Annotated in this window: 14 protein-coding genes and 4 pseudogenes; 4 read left to right on the plus strand and 14 right to left on the minus strand. The window is 57.2% G+C overall.

The window, feature by feature from the left end:
* The first annotated feature begins 112 nt into the window (after window positions 1–112).
* A complete protein-coding gene (locus tag JCM25414_RS11185; protein ID WP_025841698.1) occupies window positions 113–787 on the plus strand; it encodes a TetR/AcrR family transcriptional regulator in 675 nt (224 codons plus the stop codon).
* A gap of 224 nt (window positions 788–1,011) precedes the next feature.
* On the opposite strand, the gene JCM25414_RS26655 is transcribed toward JCM25414_RS11185, so the two are convergent.
* Both JCM25414_RS26655 and JCM25414_RS26660 read right to left on the minus strand, forming a co-directional pair.
* Window positions 1,012–1,284: a discoidin domain-containing protein gene (locus tag JCM25414_RS26655; protein WP_081775901.1), complete on the minus strand. Its 273-nt coding sequence runs from the start codon at window positions 1,282–1,284 to the stop codon at window positions 1,012–1,014.
* Window positions 1,285–2,066: 782 nt separating this feature from the next.
* A pseudogene (locus JCM25414_RS26660) lies at window positions 2,067–2,525 on the minus strand (glycosyltransferase family 2 protein); the annotation flags it as partial.
* Between the two features lie 407 nt (window positions 2,526–2,932).
* Between JCM25414_RS26660 and JCM25414_RS11195 the strand changes: the two are divergent.
* Window positions 2,933–3,208 (plus strand): hypothetical protein, encoded by a 276-nt coding sequence (locus JCM25414_RS11195; RefSeq protein WP_025841700.1) that lies wholly within the window; start codon window positions 2,933–2,935, stop codon window positions 3,206–3,208.
* 19 nt (window positions 3,209–3,227) lie between these two features.
* Here the strand turns inward: JCM25414_RS11195 and JCM25414_RS11200 are convergent, their stop codons facing one another.
* The 4 genes and pseudogenes from JCM25414_RS11200 to JCM25414_RS19540 all read right to left on the minus strand — a co-directional run bounded on the left by JCM25414_RS11200 (window position 3,228) and on the right by JCM25414_RS19540 (window position 6,439).
* On the minus strand, window positions 3,228–3,473 hold the full coding sequence (locus JCM25414_RS11200) for a thioredoxin domain-containing protein (RefSeq protein ID WP_159101756.1): 246 nt from the start codon (window positions 3,471–3,473) through the stop codon (window positions 3,228–3,230).
* Window positions 3,474–3,550: 77 nt separating this feature from the next.
* Window positions 3,551–4,327 (minus strand): TlpA family protein disulfide reductase, encoded by a 777-nt coding sequence (locus tag JCM25414_RS21860; RefSeq protein WP_051535846.1) that lies wholly within the window; start codon window positions 4,325–4,327, stop codon window positions 3,551–3,553.
* 30 nt (window positions 4,328–4,357) lie between these two features.
* Window positions 4,358–5,981: pseudogene (locus tag JCM25414_RS19535) on the minus strand (ABC-F family ATP-binding cassette domain-containing protein).
* On the minus strand, window positions 5,978–6,439 hold the full coding sequence (locus JCM25414_RS19540) for a hypothetical protein (RefSeq protein ID WP_035443287.1): 462 nt from the start codon (window positions 6,437–6,439) through the stop codon (window positions 5,978–5,980). Before JCM25414_RS19540 ends, JCM25414_RS19535 begins: the two are co-directional and overlap by 4 nt.
* A gap of 35 nt (window positions 6,440–6,474) precedes the next feature.
* Here JCM25414_RS19540 and JCM25414_RS19545 point away from each other — a divergent pair, with 35 nt between their 5' ends.
* Complete coding sequence (locus JCM25414_RS19545) at window positions 6,475–7,209, plus strand: zinc ribbon domain-containing protein (RefSeq protein WP_051535847.1); 735 nt, start codon at window positions 6,475–6,477, stop codon at window positions 7,207–7,209.
* A gap of 12 nt (window positions 7,210–7,221) precedes the next feature.
* Window positions 7,222–7,683: a GNAT family N-acetyltransferase gene (locus JCM25414_RS11220; RefSeq protein WP_081775902.1), complete on the plus strand. Its 462-nt coding sequence runs from the start codon at window positions 7,222–7,224 to the stop codon at window positions 7,681–7,683.
* Between the two features lie 6 nt (window positions 7,684–7,689).
* Here JCM25414_RS11220 and JCM25414_RS11225 read toward each other — a convergent pair whose 3' ends face one another.
* The 8 genes and pseudogenes from JCM25414_RS11225 to glpD form a co-directional block, all read right to left on the minus strand.
* Window positions 7,690–8,178, minus strand: a complete 489-nt coding sequence (locus tag JCM25414_RS11225) for a YagU family protein (RefSeq protein ID WP_199897630.1) — start codon at window positions 8,176–8,178, stop codon at window positions 7,690–7,692.
* Between the two features lie 29 nt (window positions 8,179–8,207).
* Window positions 8,208–9,359 carry an L-dopachrome tautomerase-related protein gene (locus JCM25414_RS11230; protein WP_025841705.1) on the minus strand — a complete coding sequence of 384 codons (1,152 nt, stop codon included), beginning with the start codon at window positions 9,357–9,359 and terminating at the stop codon, window positions 8,208–8,210.
* Window positions 9,356–10,585, minus strand: a complete 1,230-nt coding sequence (locus tag JCM25414_RS11235) for an SMP-30/gluconolactonase/LRE family protein (RefSeq protein WP_025841706.1) — start codon at window positions 10,583–10,585, stop codon at window positions 9,356–9,358. The genes JCM25414_RS11230 and JCM25414_RS11235 overlap by 4 nt, the downstream gene beginning before the upstream one ends.
* 749 nt (window positions 10,586–11,334) lie before the next feature.
* On the minus strand, window positions 11,335–12,192 hold the full coding sequence (locus JCM25414_RS19550) for a zinc-dependent alcohol dehydrogenase family protein (RefSeq protein WP_242403531.1): 858 nt from the start codon (window positions 12,190–12,192) through the stop codon (window positions 11,335–11,337).
* Between the two features lie 5 nt (window positions 12,193–12,197).
* On the minus strand, window positions 12,198–12,341 hold the full coding sequence (locus tag JCM25414_RS25170) for a hypothetical protein (protein ID WP_242403532.1): 144 nt from the start codon (window positions 12,339–12,341) through the stop codon (window positions 12,198–12,200).
* A gap of 355 nt (window positions 12,342–12,696) precedes the next feature.
* Window positions 12,697–14,192 (minus strand): annotated as a pseudogene (gene glpK, locus JCM25414_RS19555) (glycerol kinase GlpK).
* Between the two features lie 72 nt (window positions 14,193–14,264).
* Entirely contained in the window at window positions 14,265–15,161 is an 897-nt protein-coding gene (locus tag JCM25414_RS11255; RefSeq protein ID WP_025841707.1) for an MIP/aquaporin family protein, read from the minus strand.
* A 48-nt stretch (window positions 15,162–15,209) separates the two neighbouring features.
* A pseudogene (glpD, locus tag JCM25414_RS26665) lies at window positions 15,210–16,775 on the minus strand (glycerol-3-phosphate dehydrogenase).
* Between the last annotated feature and the right edge of the window lie 90 nt (window positions 16,776–16,865).

The following is a 16,865-nucleotide window of genomic DNA, read 5'->3' on the forward strand; positions in this document are numbered from 1 at the left end:
AAGGCAGGGTGGCGAACTTGTTCAGGAGGGCTGACATCGCGGGGGAACTCCGATATCTAAGGTCAACACCTTAAGTTATATAAGGTGAATACCTTAGATTGCGAGTGTGAACATGCCCCGACCCGACTCAACCCGATCACGAATCCTTGATCAGGCGCGGCTTTTCGCGAACGAAGTAGGATTTGACCGTCTGACCACACGTGAGCTGGCCGCGCGTTGCGAGATCAACGAGGGCAATCTTTATTATTACTTCAAGACCAAGGCTCAACTGATCGAAGCGCTGTTTGCCCAGTTTGCTGAAGCTGCCCAGACGCTCTTCGTCGAGTTGCCAGAGGCAGAGACAATCGCGCCGCGAACCGAGCTGGTGGGTGGCGTGGCGCAAGGCGTATCGCTTTTGCGTGACTGGTGCGGTTTGAGCTGGCATTACCGTGCGCTGCTGCGCGATGGAAATGCGCTGTTTCGTCTCGCTCCTGCGCTGCAACCTCAGGCTATGAACCTTAACCTGGTTCTCTCGGCCCGGGTGACTGCACTGATCAAGCAAATGAAACGCATAAGAGCGCTGACCATCGGCGATGAGGCGATACCGGGTCTGGTTGCCAATATCTTCATCGTATCGACGCACTGGCTTGGCTATGTGATCCATCAGCGAGGCGTCAGCGATCCTGATGAAAAAGATCTGGAATGGGGTTTTGGCCAGATCCTCTCTCTCGTAGCCCCGTATCGTACCTGGCTGACCCGCCTTGCCATGCGTCTTCACCCACAGGCATTCGGATTTCACTACCGGTAAAGCCCCTCTGTCTTGATGAGCGGCCGACGGAAAGTGAATCCTGCCCGATCCGAAGCCATTGTCGGTAGCAGCGCGCAGAAACACGAGCTACCGAGCTGGTCTAGACTGCGGATTTGAGTGTTTGGGATCATGAGGTGGCACTGATGATCCGTGAACCCCGCATGCAGTGACCGACCGCCGACGACAGGACGATCGATCACCAGAGAAAAGCTGCTGCATTGGACTTAGCGTGGTCTGTAGACTTCGACCCGATCAAAATGGATGTAACCAGGTTCGTCCAGCTGGAAGCGTACATAACGACAATTTGCCTTGAGACCGTCGAGTATCAATGGACGGCCATCGATACCGCCGAAAGGGGCGTTCTTGCCCTGAACGATACTGTGCCAATCGGCACCGTTTCTTGAGTAGCTGATCGTGTAATTCTTGAGTTCGTGTTCCCGTTCGAGTCTGTGATAAAACCTGATCTCACTGACGGGTTCCTGTTGTCCCAGATCGATCTGCCACCATGGCTGCTCTTCATGATCCGTATGGTTTTTATGTTGCCCATTTGCGGTAGATCGACCACATTGGAGGCGTCATGCTCGGCGTCTCCGCCCCGTGACCAGTCAGATGTTGAACTCTGCGTGCAATGGCAGGCTTCGGATATGAGAAGATCTCTACTCGGGCGGATGAAGTACTCTTCGGGCCGGGGAACGAAGAATCCTTGCCACCGATCTCTGAGTGTGAAGTCTTCAACGGCATTGAACTTCTCGAGAAACGCCCCGATGCCGCCCTTTGACCCGGTTCTGGATGACCAGTCGCTCTGATTCGAGAAATTGCCCGATGTGCCTCTCTGGATACGCCTCTCGGCGTCAGCTTCCGATTTCATGAAAAAGTGGGAAACATAGGCCGTGTTGAAGACCTTGGCCTCCAGTTCACGAATTTCTGGTGAGCTTTCATCGGCGTGATGTAACCCCCACCATGATTCATAGAAAGTCGGGAAGTCGCTGCCAAAAGAGGTGACATTCTTGAGATTGTAATTGAATACATTGTAAGTGTTGGAACTGAGTCCATGCCAGAATGGACATGGATTTTTCTTCATGAAGTCAACATTTATAGAATCAGATCTGACAATAACTTTGGTAAGATGCGAAATATTTTCTGATCTCTTTGTATAGAGATCCAGAACGTTACCTGCCTGTCGTTCCTTCAGTCCATTATTGCCAAAATTGACCCAGTTGAAAAATATAACGTCCCAATCGGACTTATTCATGTCATGAATATAGTCGTTTATATTATGATGTTTTTTTATTGTTACGAATTCATCGACATCGAGAAAGCATAGGTTCTCGCTGTTCCCCTTAAAATTCTCGAGGAAATGGATGTACATTTTCCACTGTTCGCCCTGAAATGGGTAATGAAGAAAAGTTACCTTCGGATTCGCCTCCCGGCAGAAAATAGCTACCTCTTTGTACATGTCTTTTGGATCATCGTCATTGCAATAGAGGTATATATGATCAAATCCCAGGAACAGATGATACATCACCCATTCCTGTATATGGTCCGACTCCCATCTGGCACAGGCTACAATCGATGTTCTGTTCATTTTGTTTCGGTACACGATCATGTTCCTGAAGAGTTCTGTTAAAATAGTGATAACCCATGTTCTATATAAATAAAATATCTTATTGTTTTCTATTTTTCTTATAAATAATGATAAATATGTGATATTATACCGAAATATTCCGTGTATAATCATAAAAGTATAAATATTGTAGTGATTTATCCTATAAGTCTTTGAACTTTATCATTCTTTTCTACCGCTCTCATCACCCGGAGGGTCTCGCTCAACATTGTCGGGCATGTGCTCGGAGAACGTGTCAGCCAGGCCCGGTTGCTGCATACGGCCAACTCCTCAAAAAGACGGCCATCGCTACTGCACATAGAAAAAGTCAGACTTAACTCGACAAGAAATGCTTCATGCAAAATTGAACAGAAATCGAATTTTAGAATCGCCTATTGTTGCAAGCGCCTTACTCAGAGGTGCGATTTTGCGATGGCGGCTACCTTCCGCGATGATTACGTTCGTTCCATCAGAAAGTGCAGAACTGCATAAGGCGAAAGTTGTCTGAGGTTGGGCCCAATGGATCGACAAAGAGAAGACGCATGAACGATGATCGTGACGCGCCCTGGTTCAGGGCCAAGCGCTACGGCTATGGCGCCGGGCTTCCGATTGCATGGCAGGGGTGGTTCGCGCTCGGATTACTGCTTTTCGTGCTGATAGCACCGGGCTTCTGTGTTCCCTTATTCGCGCCGTCTTACAGGGTCATGGCAATGATCGTTTCACTACTCATCGATTTATGCGCGGCCGCTATTTTCCTTGCCCTGTGCAGGGCCCGTACAGAAGGCGGTTTCCGGTGGCGCTGGGGTGACCAAGACTAAGCCTTGGTCACCCTTCGGGTCAGGGCGCTTTTGCGAAGGCCGTTATCTTCTCTTCCACATGCGTGTCATCCGCGCCGATCATCTCGCGCAGATGACCGCTTGAATCGATCAGGGCGATAGCGGGGATCTGCCTTACGCCGAAACGCGAGAAGATCGAGGCATTTTTGTCCAGAGCTAGTCCGATATCGGGGCCGAGCAGTTTCTGGAAAGGCGGAAGATCGCTGTCTTCGGTCCAGAGGCGGCTCGCCATGGCGGTCCACTGCATCGCGTAGGTCGAGGCGCTGCGCTGGGCGATGGCGCGAAAGGCGGCACAGTTCCGGGCCGTGTGTGGCTCAAGATCTTTCAGATAGGATTCGCACCACGCGCCGTAAAAAGAACAGCCTGTTTGAGATGAGCCCGTACGGGGGGCAGAGGGCCGGAAGCCGTGGTCTCTGCGAAAGATGGAATGCTTTCGCCGATCTTGAGCGCGGTCTGCTGTTTGGGATCCGAGGGAGCAATGTGCCCGGTTGTTGGTGCAGACTGTGTGAGGCGGTCGAGCGCCGCATGCAGGGCAGGCCCGTCCTGATGCCCTGCATACGCGACGCGGCCCTCGCGATCGATCAGCACATGCAAAGGGGTGGCCTTGATCTGCAACCAGTTGCTCAGCCGTCCATCATCGATCACGACTGGCATGGTCAACCCGGCGCGCGTAACGAATGAAGCAACTTTCTCCTGCTTTTCGCCAAAGCCGATATCGACAGCCACGAAGGCAATGCGTTCGCCGTATTTCCGGTAAAGTGCCTCATAACCGGGCATCTGGGTGCGACAGGGAATGCAATAGGTCGCCCATAGCTTCAGATAGACCGGCTTGTGGCCGTATAGCGCGCCGAGGTCGATCGGATGCCCGTCGAGTGTTGTGAACCGCAATCCGGGGGCAGCACGACCGATCAATGCCGCAAGTGCAGGATCTTCGGCGACGAAGGCGGGGCTGTCAGAGGCGGGCTGCGCCGGCGATGGTCCGGAAGCGAGAGCCTGCGAGACAGCTAAAAACACGGTGCTGGTGGCAAAGAGCCCGGAGAACAAACGGTGCAAGAGAACCCCCATCGCAAGAAGGGTGGAGAGACCCGGCCTGTGTGCCATGGGGCATCGCAGCAGGCCGGAGAGATGAGATCAAACGTGCAGGCCGGGGGCTTCCTGACCCGTGGCAGCCACATATTCGTGATAGCCGCCCTCGTAGCGATGCAGGCCCTCCGGCGTGACTTCAAGCACGCGGTTCGAGAGCGCGCCTAGGAAGTGACGATCATGCGAGACGAAAAGCATGGTGCCCTCGTAGTCGGCGAGGGCACGAATGAGCATCTCTTTCGTGTCGATATCCAGATGGTTGGTCGGCTCGTCGAGAACCAGGAAATTCGGCGGATTATAGAGCATCAGTGCCATGACCAGACGCGCTTTTTCGCCGCCTGAGAGCACGCTGACATATTTATCGACGTCATCGCCCGAGAAGCCGAAGCCACCGGCCAGCGCACGAAGCGATCCTTGAGCAGCAAGCGGGAATTCGTGCTCCAGCGTTTCGAAAATCGTGCGGTTGCCATCCAGAAGATCCATGGCATGCTGGGCAAAATAGCCCATTTTCACACTGGCACCGATGGTGACACTGCCCGTGTCCGGCTCGCTCACTCCGGCGATCAGCTTGAGCAGGGTGGATTTGCCAGCGCCGTTGACGCCCAGAATGCAGCAACGCTCCTGTCGACGGATCTGCAGATCGAGGCCGTCATAGATGGTGCGCGATCCATAAGCTTTGCTGACCTGCTTGAGCAGCGCCACGGAATCGCCGGAGCGCGGTGCCGGAGCGAAATCGAAAGACAAGGTCTGACGGCGACGCGGCGGCTCGACACGGTCGATCTTGTCGAGTTTCTTCACGCGGCTCTGCACTTGAGCTGCGTGTGACGCGCGTGCCTTGAAGCGTTCGATAAAGGCGATTTCCTTCGCCAGCATCGCCTGTTGACGGTCGAATTGCGCCTGCTGCTGCTTCTCGTTCAGCGCGCGCTGCTGCTCGTAGAATTCATAATCGCCCGAGAAGCTCGTCAGCGTTCCACCGTCGATTTCCAGTATCTTGTTGACCACGCGATTCATGAAAGCGCGATCATGCGACGTCATGAGCAGGGCGCCGTCGTAATTCCGCAGAAACTGTTCCAGCCAGATCAGACTTTCGAGATCGAGATGGTTGCTCGGCTCATCGAGCAGCATGACGTCGGGTTGCATGAGCAGGATGCGTGCCAGAGCCACGCGCATTTTCCACCCGCCCGAGAGAAGCCCGACATCGCCCGACATCATTTCCTGTGAAAAGCCCAGCCCGTGCAGCACCTCACGCGCTTTGCTGTCCAGCCCATAGCCACCAAGCTCTTCGAAACGCGCCTGAACGTCGCCGAAGCGTTCGAGAATGGCCCTCCATCTGATCCATCTTGTCAGGGTCGCAGAGATCGGCCTCCAACTGGGCGAGTTCGCTGGCAATTTCGGCGACTGCACCTGCACCGTCCATGACTTCCGCCACGACGGAGCGTCCGTTCATCTCGCCGACATCCTGGCTGAAAAAACCGATGGTGATGCCACGATCCTGAAAAACCTGGCCCTCGTCAGGGGTTTCCTGCTTGGTGATCAGCCGGAAAAGTGTCGTCTTGCCCGCGCCATTAGGGCCGACGAGACCGATCTTTTCGCCTTTCTGGATGGCCGCGCTCGTCTCGATAAAAATGACGCGCTGGCCGTTCTGCTTGCTGATCGAATCAAGACGGATCATGGAACCTCTGGAACATCGGGAGAAGGAGGCGTTGATACGGGCTCGTTGGGCGTTGTGCAATTGCGATCACGAGGCTGCAATTTGACGCAATGCGTCGATCGCGCTTCCCTCAGATGACGCGGCTCGCCCGTATCAGTATCTTTGCGCGGGATTTCATAATGAAAAAAGGAAACAGATTGCCCGAGCGCCTCTACGCGCTGGCGATGTGGGGCGTGTCGGCAGTCTTTGCTGTATTCCTCGTTGGGCTGGGCGGGCTGGTTATCGACGATTTGCCTCGCAATAACGAGCAGGTGGCTTATGAGCCGACTTATCCTGCCGATATGCAGCGGCGAAAAGCCGCGCTTCTGAACACGCAGCGGGCAATCGAAGCCGAGCGTGACATCGACAAGATCAGGCTCGATGCTGCACGCAGTGCGGCCAGCAACGCCAAAGACAGTTTCCAGGCCTGGTCGATACACGCAGGGCTACCACCGATCCGCGTCAGGACAGCGAGTTGCTGGCCCGCACCCAGGCACTGGAGAGTCTCCAGAATGCGGCCCATGAAGCAGAACAGCGTGTCGAGGATCTCGACCGACGGCAGGTCGATAACGACCATGCGCGCAGCGCGCTCAATGATGAGCGTGAGGCGGCCAGAGACTCCTATCGTCCGATCTATGAGCGCCTCGTGTTCAAGGCGCAGCTCCATGTGTTCCTGCTGCGTCTGGCGTTCACGCTGCCGCTTTTGCTGATTTCTGCCTGGCTTGTCCTGCGTCAGCGCCAGACGGCTTACTGGCCGCTCTATCGTGGATTTGTCCTTGCCTCGCTCTATGCATTCTTCGTTGAGCTTGTGCCTTATCTGCCGAGTTATGGTGGCTATATCCGGTACGGGGTCGGCGCACTGCTGACCATTCTGGTCTGTGTGGTGCTGATCCGGAACATGCAGGCTTATCTGGCCCGCAGACGACTTGCTGAAGCGGAATCGGAAAAGGAGCGGCGCCAGCGGGTAAATCGTGAGCAGGCCTATGCCAGGATCGACCGTAAATTCTGCCCTGATTGCGATCGCCCGCTCGTTCTGGCCGAGGGGCTGGAGACAAATTTCTGCGTTCATTGCGGCCTGACACTCTACGAGCATTGCGGAATCTGTCAGACGCGCAATCTCGCATTCAATCGGTTCTGCATGAGCTGCGGCAGTGAAGGCATGGGCCACGCAGAAGGCGCATCACAAGCCCCTTCGATTGCTGCGAGTTGAGGAGAGAGCATCATGATAGAGCACATCCATATCGCGCGGATCACGACCGAAGCCTGTCTTCCGTTGCGTCGTGAAATTCTCTGGCCCAGCCTGACAGAAGAGGAATGCCGAGTGCCCCAGGACCCAGAAGCGACCCATCTGGGCGCGTTTCGGGGCGAAACGCTGGTTGGCTGCCTCTCACTCTGCCCGATTGATCCTGGTCTGATTCAGCTGCGTAAATTTGCCGTGGCGGCAGAGTGGCAGGGGAATGGGATCGGGGCGCAACTGATGCGTGAGGCGATAGAGACCTGTCGCGCGCTCGGGGGGCAACGTCTGGAACTCGACGCCCGAAGCAGCGCGCTTGGCTTTTACAGCAAGTTCGGGATGAGCCTGTGGGGGCCGTTTTCTTCAAGGGCCCCATCGAGCATCAACGCATGGGTCTCGTGCTTTAAGTTGCGAGCCCCAAGAACCGCCCGGCTTCGAGCGGGCGGATGACGGCTATCAGATTGATGCAGGTCTGAGCTGCGTTGCGGGTTTAGGCATCAACTCGCGACGCATAAGCTCGATGACCCAGGCCCACAGCATATGGCCGATCGTCTCGGAGAAAATCTCGGCGCGCGGGAGGTTCCACAAGGCCGGTGCCCAGTGCCCCGCCGGTAGCACCATACCGTGGAATACGACCGTCACGATCAGACCGAATACTACGCCCTGTCCCATCGAGATGCGCGGGAAACGTATCCAGAGTAAGCAATACATCAGGGCGAAAAAGATCGAAAACAGATGATGCACCATCAGGACGCCGCCCGGTACGATATGACCGGAATAGACATAGGCGAAATGGTCGACATTGATCCCGAAATCGCGAAGCATCTGTGCCGGCGGGCTGACGCGATCTGGCGTGCGGGGCGGCAAGGGAACTTCTGTGCCCCATTTGACGAAGCTGGAAAGATTTCCTCCGATAAATCCCGCCCAGAGGGCGGGAAGGAGCAAGGCCTTGTCCGTTTTGTTCTTGATGAATGTCATTTTTTCTTGGTCGGGCAGGGTGGAAGAGAAAGGCGATAGATCGTGGTCGTGCCGCGCAGAGGCCGGCTGTTTTTGAACACGATCTCGTCGAGACGTGAATCGGAGATGTAGAGCCAGTTATTGGCAATCGCGAAGCCATCTGCCCAGTCAAGCACATCAGGATTGTAGTAAACCTTCTGTGTCTCGGGTGTCTTCGCGCCTTCGGGAAAAGTCAGGGCATAGAGCCCGTGATTTTCGATATCACCGACCCAGAGCCGGTTGCAGGCATCCATTTCGATCCCGCCGCTCATGACAGACTGGCCGAGATACTGCGCCTTCTTGTCCAGCTCGGCGTCGGTCAGATGGGCATTGAGCAGATCGGCGGTTGCGATGCGCCAGTAATGATGGTCGGTAAGCGGGCGATAATACAGCCATGCACGGTCGGGGGAGAGGGCTATGCCGTCATCCTGCGTGACGGGCAGGCTGCCATCTTTCTTGCGGGCGAGTTCGCCATAGATATGCAGATGCTGGTCCGGGTCTGCCACGCCGGAACGTGTGTTGGCCAGCACCAGACGATAGGCGCCCGTATCGAGATCCATCACCACAAGGCCGCCGCGGCCCCACTCATTCGTAATATAGGCGGTACGCGTGCGCGTATCGACGCGCACATCATTGAGGGAGTCGGCGGGGGTGATATCCGGCCCGAAATGATAGATCTGGATCAGCCGTCCCGTTTCCGCGTCGAATTCGGCAAGTTTTGGCGGCAGTACCTTCTGATCGACCAAGGGGAGAGAAGAATCCAGCACCCAGAGATGATTCTGATCATCGACCCAGAGCGCAGGAACCGATACCCAGAGTTCGCGATCGGTCGGATTATTCTCGAAGCGATTCCAGTTCTTGTCGGGGAAGGGGATCAGTGCGCCGGTTTTCGGGTCGATGCGCACTACGCTGGCGCTATAGCGCTTCATCGTCGCCGGTGCCGAGGCATAGACGATGCCCGAACGGGAGACGCCGACGCCGATCATGTTGAAATCTGCCGGGAAGCGTTTGACGACTTCGAGCGTGGGCTGCGTCGTAATCGCAGTGGAGACAGGCTGGGGCGGTGCAGCCGCAAAAGCCGGAGCGGCAAGGCTCGCAGAGGCAAGAAGAGCAGTAAGCAGCTTTTTCATGATAGTCCGGCCCCTTGTGTCGCGACATCGAGAGTGAAGATCGTATTTTCGGCGCACATGAAAAGGCGATCGCGCTGCGTGCCGCCAAAAGTCAGATTGGACACGCTGCGTGGCAGGCGCAGCCGCCCGATCATCTTGCCTGCCGGATTGTAGACGAACACCCCGCAGAGCCCTAGTGGACCATTGGCGGCCACCCAGAGATTGCCAAGCCTGTCTGCCTTGATCCCATCGGGCATGAGTTTGTGACCGCCGAGCATCATGTCGGCAAAGACCCGCTGGTTCGTCAGCGCACCATTCTGCACGTCAAACGCGTAGATATTGCGGAACCCGCCGCCCTTGGGGCTGGCGGCGCCCTTTTCGCTCGAAACGATGTAAAGCGTCTTCTGATCGGGCGAGAAACACAGCCCGTTCGGGCCTGCCAGATCGGCACCGGTCAGAACGCTGGTGAGTTTCAGCGTCTGCGGGTCGAGATGGAAAACATGCGTCTGCTGATTATGCAGCCCGCCAATCTGCTCCGTGGCTTCGAGGTCGAGATTCCACGTCAGATTGCCTTTGCCGGGATTGCCATCGACCGGCGCATCGGGGTGCCCCTCCCAGAGACGGTCACCGTAAGGCGGGTCGGTAAACCAGATGCCGCCCTGCGCATCGACCACGATATCGTTGGGTGAGTTCAGACGCTTACCCTCGAAGCTTTCGGCGAGGATCGTGCAACGCCCGTCATGCTCCCATCGGATCACGCGTCGCATACCGTGTTCGCAGGTGATGAGGCGTCCGTCATGATCAAAGGTGTTGCCGTTGGAGTGATAGCTCTCCTTGCGGAACACACTCATCGAGCGCTCTTCCGGCAGATAGCGATATTGCGTGCTGCCCATCACGTCGCTGACGATCAGAAAACGTCCATCGCTCGACCAGGCAGGGCCTTCGAACCACAGCGTACGGCCTTTCCAGGCCTGAACCAGCGGGGCATTATCGAGAATGACGGTCGAGAATGACGGGTCGTAGAAAATGATATCCGGGTCCGGCGTGAAGGCGACGGGCGCATCCGGACCCCAGACACGAGCAGGCGTGCTGACGACGCTGGGCGGGGCAATGGCCTCGTCCTGACCAGCGGCTCGGGCCCCGGCTGAGGCAAGAACCGCGCCTCCCATGGCGGCTAAACCGATACCGAGCGCCGAGCGGCGCGAAAGGGGCGAAGGGCGGGCGCCTGGGGCGTCTGTCTGACTCATGGGCTAGGCTCGTCTCACTGTTCGTCTGGATGAGCCGCGCCAATTCCATCGGCAGTATTGCCTGGGAACCGCCGGCGCAAAACCAGAAATCGCACGCGAAAAGTAGTTGATGATAATGAGGCGGCGTCATGGGTCGCCTCATTAAAAAAATGTAACCAGAGTTATCGTGCGTTGTGAACTGCTAAAACGGCATCCCCCGATCAACAAAACCAATCGGCTGACCATACTATTTACACGGTCGATTTAACATCGATGGTGATTGTTGCAGTCACAGGCAATTGATCATTTCGGAAAGAAGCGACGAATGCGGTGATGCGCGAAGTTTTCAGGTGTTTCTCTACACCGGGTAGGCGGCATTTCTTTTGCAACCTCGCAGGGCGAGCGCGTTAAAACATGCAGGAGCGCGTAAGAAACAGCGCGACCGTCGCACCGACCCTGCTTTGCCTGTGCGGTAGAAACGCCAGCATCTTTCAAGCAGGACCTGTTCGGTAGCGAGGCCTGGGTCTTTCGAATACGCACCAAATTGCAATCTTCGCCCCTGCTCGCCTCCCGTGCCCCGTATAATCGCCGTATATAGCCCCCCCTCGCGCTTTAGCCTCGTGAGCCACTTATGTGGCGGCGCAGCGAAGAGGTGCACCCTATGACAAGGCGACCCGACCGGATCTGACTTTATCAGGCGACACAGGGGGGGGCTGCTGGGTCAGCGCAGAGAATCTGCCCAGCGATCTTTTCGAGGTTCGAGAAGAGGGTCAGAATTCGAGGCAGATCTTGCCGAAATGCCGGTTGCTTTCCTGATGGCGGAACGCCTCGACGATTTCTTCCAGCCCGAAAGAGCGATCGAGAACCGGGCGCATGCTGCTGGCATTCATCGCGCGTACCATATCGATCTGGTTCTCCCGGCTGCCAACCAGCACGCCTTGCAGGCGGAACTGCTTGAGCAGCATGGGCACGAGTTCGAGCTGCGCCGAGACGCCGCTTAGAATGCCTATCGTGGCGATATGACCGCCGACGCGCACCGCTTCCATCGACTGGGCGAGCGATGCGGCGCCGCCGACCTCGATGATATGATCGACACCACGCCCGTCGGTGATGTCCCAGGCGGTGCGGCCCCATTCCGGGTTGCTGCGGTAATTGATCAGATGATCGGCGCCGAGGTCGCGCAGCCGTGCCAGTTTTTCGTCGCTGGACGATGTTGCAATAACCGTCGCACCGGCCATCTTGGCGAATTGCAGGGCAAAAATCGACACGCCACCGGTGCCCTGCACCAGAACCGTGCTGGACGGGGTGATATGATCGTCCACAAACAACGAGCGCCAGGCTGTCAAACCCGCCGTGGTCAGCGTTGCGGCCTCTGCATGGGTCCAGTTCCTGGGTGCCAGGGTGAACGATGTTGCTGCCGTCGTGATTTCTTCACGGGCATACCCATCAACACCGTCGCCCGGGACGGTTGCAAAGCCGATGACTTCGGACCGCCCCGAGAGCCAGCTCGGAAAAAAAGTGCTGACGACGTGGTCGCCTGCTTTGAATTCGGTTACATTCGACCCGGTCTCAACGACTTCCCCGGCACCATCTGCCATGGGGATACGCGGCGAAGAGGGCCCCCACATGCCGCTCACGACCGCATAATCGTGATAATTGAGCGATGAGGCATGAAGCGAACCCGGATCTCGTCTGGACCCGGCGAGCGTGTCTCGAGCTGAGTGACAGAGACCCGATCGAAGCCGCCCGGCGGTGCCAAGAGAATTGCGCGTGTCATGATGGGGAATCCTTTTCTTATTTCGATTAATATCGAAATAAGAAAATCCGTTGCCTATTTCAAGGCCGGGATGCCCGAACTTCGACAATTCTGCTGTCTGACCGAGCCGCCGTAACTAGCGCTCTCCGTTCAGAGCTATGAAGACAGACGGGGATTTGACCGCGAGTTCTCGCTTCGCATTGACCTCCCTCGTAAGCGGAAATGACGCTTCAAACTGGGAAGTGAATGGTTTTTTCGAGCTGCGTGATCCTGTAACTGCTTCGCAATAATTGCGGGCATAGAAGGCAGCCGTTTCTGCCCCGATGATAGCGAACCCCCACGGCGCCAGAAAAATGTCCTTCTGACGCCGGCTTGGTTAGTTTGTTTGAGGTGTCAGCGTGCGCCGCACCGCGTCCTGCCAACCGCGCAGGAGTTCGAGGCGAAGTGTCGGCTCGATTTTTGGTTCGAAAAGCCGTTCCTGCTTCCAGATCGTGGCGATCTCATCGAGCGAGTTCCAGACACCCGTTGCCAGACCGGCCAGGAAGGCGGCGCCTAGAGCCGTGGTCTCGAGGTCGGACGGGCGCTGCACCTGGGTGTCGAGGATATTGGCCAGGAACTGGGAGAACCAGTCATTGGCCGACATGCCCCCATCGATACGCAGGGTCTGGGCTTGCATCGCCCCATCTTCACGCATGGCATGAGCCAGATCGAAGGTCTGATAGGCGACGGATTCCAGCGCGGCTCTGGCGATATGCGCTTCAGTCGAACCCAGAGTAAGACCGCAGATCAACCCACGGGCCTCAGGGTCCCAATGCGGCGCGCCAAGGCCCACAAAGCCTGGCACCATATAGACACCGTGACTGTCGGGTACGCGTGTCGCCATGTCATCGGTCTGCGAGGCGTGGGTGATGAGATGCAGCCCGTCGCGAAGCCATTTGATGGCGGCACCCGCCACGAAAATGGAGCCTCGAGCGCATAGATCGTCTTGCCGTTGATGCGATAGCCGATGGTCGTGAGCAGGCGATGATGCGAGGTGACAGGCTTGTCTCCGGTGTTGAGGAGCATGAAGCAACCGGTTCCATAGGTTGCTTTTGCCATGCCAGGTTCGAAGCAGGCCTGCCCGACGAGGGCTGCGTGTTGATCGCCTGCCATGCCGCCAATGGGAATGGACACGCCGAAAAGCTCTGGCGCCGTCATGCCGAGTTGCCCACTATTATCGCAAAGCTTCGGCAGCAGGGCCGCCGGGACGCGGAACAGCGCGAGAAGATCGGCGTCCCATTCCTGGGTATGGATGTTGAACAGGGCCGTGCGGCTGGCATTGGTGACATCGGTTGCATGAACCTTGCCGCCGGTGAGGCGCCAGAGCAGGAAGCTGTCGATCGTGCCCATGGCCAGCTCACCCGCTTCGGCACGGTCGCGGAGCCCGGTGACGTTATCGAGCAGCCATGTGATCTTGCTGGCAGAGAAATAGGGGTCGAGCAGCAGGCCGGTCTTGGCGCGAAGGATTTCTTCGGCACCATCGCGTTTGAGTTCGGCGCAGAAAGGGGCCGTACGACGGTCCTGCCAGACGATGGCGCGATGCACCGGCTTGCCGGTGGCGCGCTCCCACAGCACGACGGTTTCGCGTTGGCTCGTGATGCCGAGGCCTGCGATTTTCTCTATGCCGCCAGATTCAGCAATGGCTTCACGTGCCGTTTCGAGGGCGTCGCGCCAGATATCCTCGACATCATGCTCGACCCAACCCGGAGCCGGATAATGCTGGGTAAATTCGCGTCGCGACAGGGAAAGGGATTTTGCCTTGTTGTCGAAAACGATGCTGCGTGTCGAGGTCGTGCCCTGATCGATGGCGAGGATATGGGTTTTCTGGGTCATCTGTTGAAACTCCACCCGGCATCCGTGGGATGCGCAGGGATAATGAAACGGTATGGTGATCCGTCGGTGGATTCAGGGCGTGGGGGTGGCGCTGTTTGCGGCCATGTAGATCGGCTCGGCGCCTGGCTGGACTGAAGAGACTGGCGACCGTTCCGGGACGGGGGAGACAGGTAGGTCTGCAGTATAATTCGGCATGAAGGGGCGCAGCGTGAATTGATAGATGCCTGCACCGATCACGCCACCCACCAGCGGGCCTGCAATCGGCACCCACCAGTAATGCTGCGGGGACGGAAAGGCCGAGGCGCCCCAACCAGCGAAAAACGCGAAGGTACGCGGGCCGAAATCGCGCGCCGGATTGATGGCCCAGGCATCCAGAAAGCCGGATGACGCGCCGATAGCAGCGACAAGAAGCCCGATGATGAGAGCGCCGGAATTCGCCTGCGGGGCCATGGTGTTATACTGGCAGGTAATGGCGAAAATGCCGAAGACCAGCACACCTGTCAGCACGATCTGCACCACGAAGGAATGCATGGCCGTCACGGCAAGGCCCGGATGGGTGAAGAACACACCCGCCGCGCCGCCATCGCCCGCACGGGTGAAGTGATGGATCAGGTTGTAATGGTCGATGACGGGGTGAAAATTGAGATAGACCACCGCCGCCCCGGCAATGCCGCCCAGAACCTGAGCCGCGCAGTAAGGCAGAACCTTCTTCCATGAGAACCCGCGATAAAGCGCGAGAGCCAGGGTGACCGCTGGGTTGGCGTGGGTGCCGCTGACCGCCCCCGTGGCATAGATGGCGAATGTAACGCCAAGCCCCCAGACAATGGCCACGCCCCAATAGGCGTTCTGATAAGGGTTGGGATCGTAAAGGACGATCATCGCCGCGACGCTGTCGCCGAAAATGATGATGATCATGACGGCGATGAATTCGGCAATCAGCTCGCCGAGATAGCGTTTTCTTTCTGACATGAGAGTTTGTCCGTCAGCCAGAGTTGAAGGGGGAGGGGGCGGGTGAGGTCAGGCGACCTCTTTGTCGTCGGTTTTTTGGCCTGAGGCGTTCTTCTGAAGGCGGCGAGCCATGTAATCCTGCAATTTTGCTAGTGCTTCAGGACCAAAGCGCAGGCCGAGTTTTGAGCGGCGCCATAAAATATCGTCGGCGCTCCGGGCCCATTCATGCGCCATGAGGTAATCGACCTCACCTTCATGAAGATCGGCACCGATGAGTGCGCCCAGCGGGGCACCTTCGCTTTCTTTCGACAGCATGAGCGTCTCGACCAGCGTGCCGTAATTGCGCACCAGGCGTGTGGCCGTCTGTTGCGAGAGGCCCGCCACGCGGCGCTGGAGCGCTCCGACGCGTTTGTCGAAATCGGAGCGTTTGAAATCACCGCCCGGCAGCGGCGCCTCAGCCGTCCATGAGGTCGTTTTCAGCCCCTTGAGATGAGGCGCGAGTTTTTCGAGGGCGTGCTCTGCCAGTTTACGATAAGTCGTGATCTTGCCGCCGAAGACAGACAATACGGGAGCCGCGCTGTGGTCGATATCGAGGCGGTAATCGCGTGTGACCGCAGACGCACTGCCTGAATGATCGTCATAGAGCGGGCGGACGCTGCATAGCTCCAGACGACATCTTCCGGGGTGATCGAGCGTTTGAAATAGCGGTTCACGCTTTCGCAGAGATAGGTAATTTCGTCAGGCTGATGCTTACCGAACCGGGGTCCTGATCCCACGGAATATCCGTCGTGCCGATGAGGGTGAACTCTTTCTCGTAGGGAATGGCAAAGACGATACGTCTGTCGGGATTTTGCAGGATATAGGCCTGCTCGGTATCGAATTGCTCGGCACGACGATATGGCTGCCTTTCACGAGCCGCACATGATTGCGGCTGTCGATCGACAGTCTGTCTTTCAGTAATTCTGCCACCCAAGGACCCGCAGCATTGATCAAGGCGCGTGCGGTAACCTGTCGTGCTTCGCCGGTCTGGGTGTCTTCCAGAGTTGCCACCCAGTGGTCGGGGTGGCGTTCGGCACTCGTCAGTCTGGTGCGTGTGCAGATTGCCGCGCCGCGACGGGCGGCATCCTGTGCGTTCAGCACGACAAGGCGGCTGTCCTGTACCCAGCCGTCGGAATATTCGAAGCCTCGCACGTAGTCGGGGCGCAGTACGCGGCCCGCGGCTTCGTTTTGCAGGCGCAGGCTGCGCGTTTTGGGCAGTGTCATCGTCCGGCAGAGATTGTCGTAGAGAAAGAGTCCGGTGCGCAGGAGCCAGGCGGGGCGGAGAATGGCTGAGTGCGGCAGAATGAAGCGCATCGGCCAGATGATGTGCGGCGCAATTTTCATGAGGCGTTCGCGTTCGTTCAGTGCCTCACGCACGAGACGAAACTCGTAATATTCGAGATAGCGCAGCCCGCCATGGATGAGCTTGGTGCTGGCAGACGAGGTGTGGCTGGCGAGATCGTCTTTCTCTACCAGAAGAACCTTGAGACCGCGTCCTGACGCATCGCGGGCAATGCCTGCTCCGTTGATACCACCGCCTACGATCAGGAGATCGTAAGCGCCTTCGGCCTGATTTGAATCTGCGGGAGCCGTCATGAAAAGAGACCTTCGGTAAAAGCGACTACGAAGATCTTGGTAGAACAAAAACGAAAGAAAACGAACATAAAACGTTATTGATAACGTCCT

It is taken from the genome of Asaia platycodi JCM 25414, from assembly GCF_000614545.1.
Taxonomy (GTDB): Bacteria; Pseudomonadota; Alphaproteobacteria; order Acetobacterales; family Acetobacteraceae; genus Asaia; species Asaia platycodi.